Raw genomic sequence first — 7,094 nt, 5'->3', positions numbered from 1 at the left:
CCTGCCGGACAGCTGCTGCCGGACCCGGGCCCCGGGCGGCGGGAAGCCGCGCCATGCCCGGGTGGTCGCGCTGGCCGCGGGGTCGTGCCCGTGCGGGCAGGCCGAGCGGCTTGCGGGATGGCGTGCTGTACTGGCCAGGTGGAGCGAAAGCATGCATTTGGGCATATAACGCAGGCCGGGCGAGCCGGTGCGGCGGCTGCTGACGACGCGCGTGCGCGGCGGGCCGATCAGGTGCGGCGGCGGGTCCGGCTCATGATCGAGATCACCGCCCGCGGCGGGGCGTACCGCAAGGGCCTGGTGACGGCCGCCGAGCGGCTCAGTCCCGAGGAAGCAGTGGTGATCTCGGATCTGGAAGGGCGCGGACTGCAGGTGCCGCAGCTGCACGACGTGCTCTGCGGCGGCCATGTGCTGGTGGACGACCCGCAACTGTACGAGGACTGGCAGTTCGACAAGATCAGCTACCCGCGGCTGTCCAGCCACCACCACGACATCGACAAGGGGCGCTACCCCGACTTCGGGATGCGCGGACAAGTGGTGCGGGAGAAGCTGCACGGGCGCACCGAGCAGGGCACCTGGGTGCAGCTGGAGAAGACCCCGGCCGCGTTCGGCCAGCGCAAACTGCCCGCCCCGAGTGATCTCCGGCATCTCGTGGACTACCTGGTGTACCGGGTCACCCGCAGCAATGTCGGCCCTTGGGGCCTGTCCCGGATGACCGAGCGCCACCCGATGTACCTGTCGCCGAACCTCGCCGTGCCCACCACGCTGACCCCGCCGGTGGCGCGCTCGCTCACCCGGGCCCTGCGCCGTATCGAGGAGGACGACGACGTCACCGCCGTGTCCCAGGACCTGGCGGCCGCCTTCACGCCGCCGGACCGGCAGGATCTGGCCGCCGAGCTGGGGCAGTCGCTGTCCGGCAGGTCCGGGCGGGGTCTGTTCGGCAGCTCCGAGGTGTGGGTCACCGAAACCCCGTCGCGCACCGCCGCCGCCGTGCTCAGCGCGCCCCCGCCGTCGCAGGCGGGCCCGCGCCGGATCGGAGACCTCCATGAGTGACGACCACAGCAGCGTTCCCCCCGAGACGCCGCCGGGTCCCGGCGAGGCGTCGGTGCCCCCGGGCCTGGTGACGGCCGTGGTGGATCTGGTGGACACCGGACCGGTGCTGCTCGGTGCCTACACGATCGCGGAGCTGATCGCCGTGGACGCGATCGTGGACTTCCTGGAGGCCCGGCCCTCGGACGAGGTTCTCGCCGAGGCGGTCCGCTCGCTGGCGGCACGCCAACTGCTGCTGGCGGGTTCGACCGGTGACCAGGTCCAGGTACGGGGCGACCTGGGCATCGCGGTGGCGTTCCAGCAGCGGGCCCGGATGGTGCTCGACGCCCGCACGACGGGGACGGTCGCGGGGGAGCCGTGGCGGATCCTGCTGCTCCCGCAGCCCGAGCGGATCTGCATGGTGGTCCGCATCGACGCGCTCGGCGTCCACCAGATCGGCCTGTACAAGTTCGACGAGGCCCTCGACATGCTCACCGACTGGCTGCCCCGCGGCTCGGCGGCGGATCCCGATCCGGCGCTGGACGCCGACGCCCTGCTGACCTCGGCGGAGCGGTCCGCGCTGGTCACCGTCACCCACTACACCGCCGAGGGTTCGGCCGAGATCGCCGGCGCCAGCACCGACTTGATCCTCGCCCGCCGCGGCGAACGGCTGCACGTCCTGTCCCGGGACCCGGAGCACCGGGAGCGGCTGGTGCCGACCGGCGCGGGCGGCAGGGACGGCGTCCACGACCGGCTCGTCGCCATGCTGGCCTGAGGCATCCGGTTCGGATTCGGGTTCGGGGCCGGCTGGGCCGGGGGCCGCGGGGCCGGGGACCGACCGGGCCGGTCGGCGGGGGCTACCTCCCGGCGTCCGCCTGCCGGGCCGCCTGCTCCAGCCGGTTCCGGTACCGCTCCCACCAAGCCGGGTCGCCCGGCGCCACATTGCCGCTCCCGGCCCGCTGTCCCGTCGCGCCGTCGACGAGTTCACGGACGATGTCGGCGTGCCCGGCGTGCCGCTGCGTCTCGGCGATCATGTGGACGAGGATCCGCCGCAGGGACAGCTCGGACCGCGGTCCCCACGGCACCCGGCCGACCGTGTCCAGGGGAAGCGTCGCGATCGTCACGTCGGAGTGCGCGCACACCCGGCGGTAGTCGTCGACGATCTGCGCCCGCGTCTCGTCGGCGGTCGCCCACAGGTCGCTGTTCGGCTCGGCGGCCCCGGTGATCCACAGCGGCGGCGCCTGGACCGGGCGGCCGAACGTCTCCCCGAAGTACGCCGCTTCGGCGCCGGTCATGTGCTTGACCAGCCCCAGCAGGTTGGTGCCGGTGGGAGTCATGGGCCGGCGGATGTCGTACTCGGACAGGCCCTCCAGCTTCCACACCAGCGCGTCACGGGCGTCCTGGACATAGAGACGGAGATCCGCCTTCGCGTCTGCTTCGGTCATCGAACCAGTGTCCCGTCGTCCGGGTGATCACTGTCCACTGCTTTTCCCGCGGGGCGGCGCGCCACTCGCGGACACGTCCGACCCGCGGAACAGGCCGGCGGAACAGGCCGGCGGAACCGGTCGGCGGCGCGGAGCGGTTGAAGCGGACGGGAGCCGGGCATTCGTCGTTCCGATGGCGTCGGTGCATCCCGCACCGACGGCGGTCGGTACGTCCTCTCACCGATCCCATTGATACGTGTTTTCCCCAGCAGAAACGGCAGTTGCGTGCTGCAGATGAACGGTTCGGATCAACCCGCGACCGAGGTGGAGATCACTGTCAACAGGTGGTACAACTTTGAATCAGCCGATGGCCATGGGGGTGGAATCGACGCGATCGCTCTGCCCAACACCCGGCGATCCGTGGCTTCATCGAGGTTGCACGGTGCACAAGGTGCGGGGGGATCGCACCGCAAGCCGACCAGCGAGGGGCGCGAGCCGTGGTTCACCACGATCAACTCTGGGACAATTCCGCTTATCCACTCGTCGCCTATCTGATCGCCTTCATCGGCGCGGCACTGGGACTGGCGTGTACCACCCGACTTCGCGTGGTCGGGGCCACGCGGGGCAAGGGATGGCTCTTCGCGGGCGCCCTTTCGCTGGGCACCGGCATCTGGGGCATGCATTTCGTGGCCATGCTCGGCTACGACATCCAGGGCACCACGTTGCATTACAGCCTGCTTCCCACCGTGGCGAGTTGGGTCATCGCGGTGGTCTTCGTCGGGATCGGCATGCTGCTGGCCGGCCGGGACTCCTCCTGGCGGTCGCTGGTGGGCGCCGGCCTGCTGTCCGGGCTGGGCATCGCCGGAATGCACTACCTCGGCATGGCGGCGATCATCATCCCCGGCTCCCTGCACTACGACGCACTGGTGGTGATCCTGTCGGTAGTGATCGCCGTCGTGGCCGCCACCGCCGCGTTGTGGGCCACGCTCCGTGTCACCGGCCCGCTGTTCACGGCCGCGGCGGCGCTGGTCATGGGCGCGGCCATCGGCGGAATGCACTACACGGGGATGCTGGCGGTCACCTCGACGACCACCAGCACCACCAACAACCTGGGCGGCGTCACGGCTTCGACGTTCGTGGTTCCGCTCATCGCGGGCCTCACCCTGATCATCTTCATCGTCGGTTTCACCGTGATGCTCAACCCGGTGGCGGACCTCCGGCACGACCAGGCCGCCGACTCGCCGTCCGCCCGGACCGCCACCCCCGCGACGCAGCCGCAGAGCGCGGACCACTGAGCCGTCCAGCGCTGAGCCGTCGACCGCGAGCCGGCCGGACACCGCCCGCCGGTAACCGGCGGTCAACGTTCCCGTGGCGCGGCGGAGTTGTGCCGCGGCGTCCCTTTCGAGGGCGTGTCCGCGCCATGGCCGGGTAACGCGTGTTTCCTCCGGGCTGTACCGAAAAAGCCGGGGCATCCGCCGGGTCAGGGCAACTCGATCGCGAGGTACTCATGACCGACGACGAAGCGTCGGCTCCGCCGAGCCACGACGACATCGACGACATCGACGACATCGATCCGCAGGACAGGAGATCCCCCGGCCGGCTCAGGAGGGCTACCGAGATGATCTCCGCGTTAGGCGTGCTGGCCGGTATCGGTTTCGGCGTCTGGAGTCTGTATCAGAGCTCCCGCGCCCTCGACTACCAGGGGGACCAGCTCAGCAGCCAGGTGAAAGCCCAGGAGATGTCCCAGGCCGTCACCGTGAATCTGGTGCCGGCCGCTGAATTCAGCGCCGACCATCTTACGTACACGCTGGTCAACCGTTCGCAGGACCCCATTTCCCGGGTGAAATTGTATGTCGCCTTCGAAAAGCCGCACGGCCGCTACAAGGGCTATTTCGACTACGAGGTCTGGAACACCGTCCCGCGATGCAGCGAAGTCACCTTCGATCTGCGGGCCATCGCGCAGATGTATCCGGCCACCGCGCACATGGACCTGTCAGGAAGCTCCGGGACGAAGTTCGACGTGGGGGTGGTGTTCGCGGACGCGGCGGGAAAGACGTGGCACCGGCATCCGTCCGGGTTCATCAACGGCACGCCGTGGCTGGAAAAGCCGGAGGACGGCACGCGGTCGCCCGTGCTGCCCGACGCGTTCCACGGCTACCAGCCGTTGACCGATCACCGGATCCACGCGGTGCCGGCCGCGGGGCGGCCGTTCGTGCTGGCGGACAAGAGTGCCGCATCGGGGTGCTCCGGCCAGTAGGCAGGCGCGCGGCAGGCCCGGGGCAGGCGCGGGGCAGGCGTCGCGCCCGACCCGGTTCGCCCCCCGCCGGATCCGGGCCGCCGTTCCGGCTGCTCCGGTTGCCGGTTGCTCCGGTCGTTCGGTCGATCCGGTCCCTCAGTCGATCTTCGGGCGTTGACGCTGTTCGACCGGTGTTGCGAGAGTGAGTGACCGCACACCGGTCGCGGACCGGTCGGACAGCGGAAGGCGGCCGCCCATGGCCAGCGGTACGGACGGACCGGTCACCCGGGCCGACCTGCAGGCGTACGCGAGGGAACTGGCCGACCCGCTGCCGCGGTACGCCAGCCTCGGCGGCGCGCGGATCCGGCTCGGCGTCAACATCGCCCACCATGACGACACCGCCGCCGAACTCGAGGGCTACGCCCGCCCGCTGTGGGGCCTGGCGCCGCTGGCGGCCGGTGGCGGCCGGTTCGCGCACTGGGACGTCTGGGCCCGTGGGCTCGCGGCCGGCACCGACCCGGAACACCCCGAGTACTGGGGCGCCCCGGACGGCATCGACCAGCGCACCGTGGAGACCGCGGCCCTCGGCTTCGCCCTCGCCCTTGTCCCCGAGCGGCTCTGGGAGCCCCTCAGCGGCAAGGAGCGCGACCGGGCCGGCGCGTGGCTGGCCGCCTTCCTGACGGCCCGCACCCCGGCGAACAACTGGAACTTCTTCCCGGTCATGGTCAGCCTCGGCCTGGACCGGGTGGGCTACGCCCACGACCGCGACGCCCGGCACGCCCGGTTGGACCGGCTGGAGAGCTACGCGCTCGGCGGCGGCTGGTACGGCGACGGCGCGACCGAGCAGCGCGACTACTACATCCCCTGGGCCATGCACTTCTACGGCCTGATCTACGCCGCCCTGGCCGGCGACGGCGACCCGGCCCGCGCCGAGCGCTTCCGCCAGCGCGCGGCCGAATTCGCGGTCGGTTTCCGGCACTGGTTCGCCGACGACGGCTCCGCGGTCCCCTTCGGCCGCAGCCTCACTTACCGCTTCGCCCAGGGCGCCTTCTGGGGCGCGCTGCCGTACGCCGGGGTGGACGCGGTGCCGTACGGCGAGGTCAAAGGGCTGCTGCTGCGGCATCTGCGCTGGTGGCGGGCCCGGACCGGGCAGACCTCGCCGGACGGGCTGCTCAGCGTCGGCTACGGCTACCCGCAGCCGGGGGTGGCCGAGCAGTACAACGGGCCGGCCTCGCCGTACTGGGCGCTCAAGGCGTTCCTGCCGCTGGCGCTGCCGGCCGCCCACCCCTTCTGGACGGCGGAGGAAACCGCCCTCCCGGCGGACCTGCCCGCGGCCCTGGCCCAGCCGGAGGCCGGCGCGGTCCTGATGCGTTCCGGCGGCGACGTGACGATGCTCAGCGGGCGGCAGCACAACACGTGGGTGCGCGGCGGAGCGGCGAAGTACGGCAAGTTCGCCTACTCCACCCGCTTCGGATTCAGCCTGCCGGCCGGCGAACTCGGCCTGGCGCAGGGCGCGTACGACTCGATGCTCGCGGTCAGCGACGATGCCGGGGAGCCGGCGCACCACCGGGTCCGCGAGCAGTCCGCCGACCCGGAGGTGCTGGCGGCGGACGGCACCGTCCGCAGCGTATGGCGCCCCTGGCCCGACGTCGAGATCACCACCTGGCTCACCGCGGCGCCCCCCTGGCACCTGCGCACCCACCGCGTCCGCACCGCCCGCCCCCTGTCGACCGCCGAGGGGGCCTTCGCCGTCGACCGCGACGCCGGCCTCCCCCGCCGCCAGGCGGAGCCCGGCGCCGCCCTGGCCGTCTCGGCCGCCGGCGACCTGAGCGGCATCCGCGACCTGGCCTCCACCGTCCCCCGCGCCGGCCAGGTGATCGACCTCCTCCCCGGCACCAACGTCCTCGCCCGCCGCACCGCCCTCCCCACCCTGACGGCCGACCTCCCCCCCGGCACCCATTGGCTCCGCTGCGCGGTCCTGGCGACGGGCCCGTCGGACGCGGCCACCTGGGAGAGGGAGCCCCCGGAGCGAAGATTCTGAACGGGCCGGTCGCGCAGGTGCGTTGGGGGACGCGAGCGTCATCACCCGGCCTGCAGGGCCGAGGGGCTGGGCGGCACGGCGCCGCCCTGGCGGTCACCGGGCCGCCGCGGCCGCGCGGTGTGGGCTGCGTCGGTCGGCCTGCCGGACCGGGCCGGTTCTTGGGGGTGGCGACGTCATGACTCGGCCCTGGCGGGCGGCCTTCGGTGGCGTGGGTGGGGGCGGGGGATCGGCATGGGTGTGGGCGTGGGGCCCGGCGGCGTGGGTCTGCGTGGCTCGGGCTTCGCGGGCCGGCCGGGTTCTCGGGGGCGCCTATGTTCATCACTCGCCCTGATGGGCGGCTTCCGATGGCGTGCTGGAGGCGGGGATC

General features: G+C 72.2%; 6 protein-coding genes. 5 read left to right on the top strand and 1 reads right to left on the bottom strand.

The window, feature by feature from the left end:
- The first annotated feature begins 252 nt into the window (after positions 1–252).
- Entirely contained in the window at positions 253–1,050 is a 798-nt protein-coding gene (locus GA0115240_RS29555) for a hypothetical protein (protein WP_141709004.1), read from the top strand.
- Positions 1,043–1,801 carry a hypothetical protein gene (locus tag GA0115240_RS29550; protein ID WP_093741374.1) on the top strand — a complete coding sequence of 253 codons (759 nt, stop codon included), beginning with the start codon at positions 1,043–1,045 and terminating at the stop codon, positions 1,799–1,801. Before GA0115240_RS29555 ends, GA0115240_RS29550 begins: the two co-directional genes overlap by 8 nt.
- Before the next feature lie 82 nt (positions 1,802–1,883).
- Here the strand turns inward: GA0115240_RS29550 and GA0115240_RS29545 are convergent, their stop codons facing one another.
- On the bottom strand, positions 1,884–2,471 hold the full coding sequence (locus GA0115240_RS29545) for a DinB family protein (protein ID WP_093741372.1): 588 nt from the start codon (positions 2,469–2,471) through the stop codon (positions 1,884–1,886).
- A 476-nt stretch (positions 2,472–2,947) separates the two neighbouring features.
- Between GA0115240_RS29545 and GA0115240_RS29540 the strand changes: the two genes are divergently transcribed.
- The 3 genes from GA0115240_RS29540 (at position 2,948) to GA0115240_RS29530 (ending at position 6,727) form a co-directional block, all read left to right on the top strand.
- A complete protein-coding gene (locus tag GA0115240_RS29540) occupies positions 2,948–3,745 on the top strand; it encodes an MHYT domain-containing protein (protein ID WP_093741370.1) in 798 nt (265 codons plus the stop codon).
- 212 nt (positions 3,746–3,957) lie between these two features.
- Positions 3,958–4,707, top strand: a complete 750-nt coding sequence (locus GA0115240_RS29535) for a hypothetical protein (protein ID WP_093741369.1) — start codon at positions 3,958–3,960, stop codon at positions 4,705–4,707.
- A gap of 235 nt (positions 4,708–4,942) precedes the next feature.
- The gene (locus tag GA0115240_RS29530) at positions 4,943–6,727 is read left to right on the top strand and encodes a DUF2264 domain-containing protein (protein WP_093741367.1); all 1,785 of its coding nucleotides are present in this window, start codon (positions 4,943–4,945) and stop codon (positions 6,725–6,727) included.
- Positions 6,728–7,094: the final 367 nt, after the last annotated feature.

This window comes from Streptomyces sp. DvalAA-14 (assembly GCF_900091855.1).
In the GTDB taxonomy this organism is placed as follows: Bacteria; Actinomycetota; Actinomycetes; order Streptomycetales; family Streptomycetaceae; genus Actinacidiphila.
Note: the sequence above shows the minus strand (reverse complement) of the source record. Positions and strands in the feature narration are given on the sequence as shown.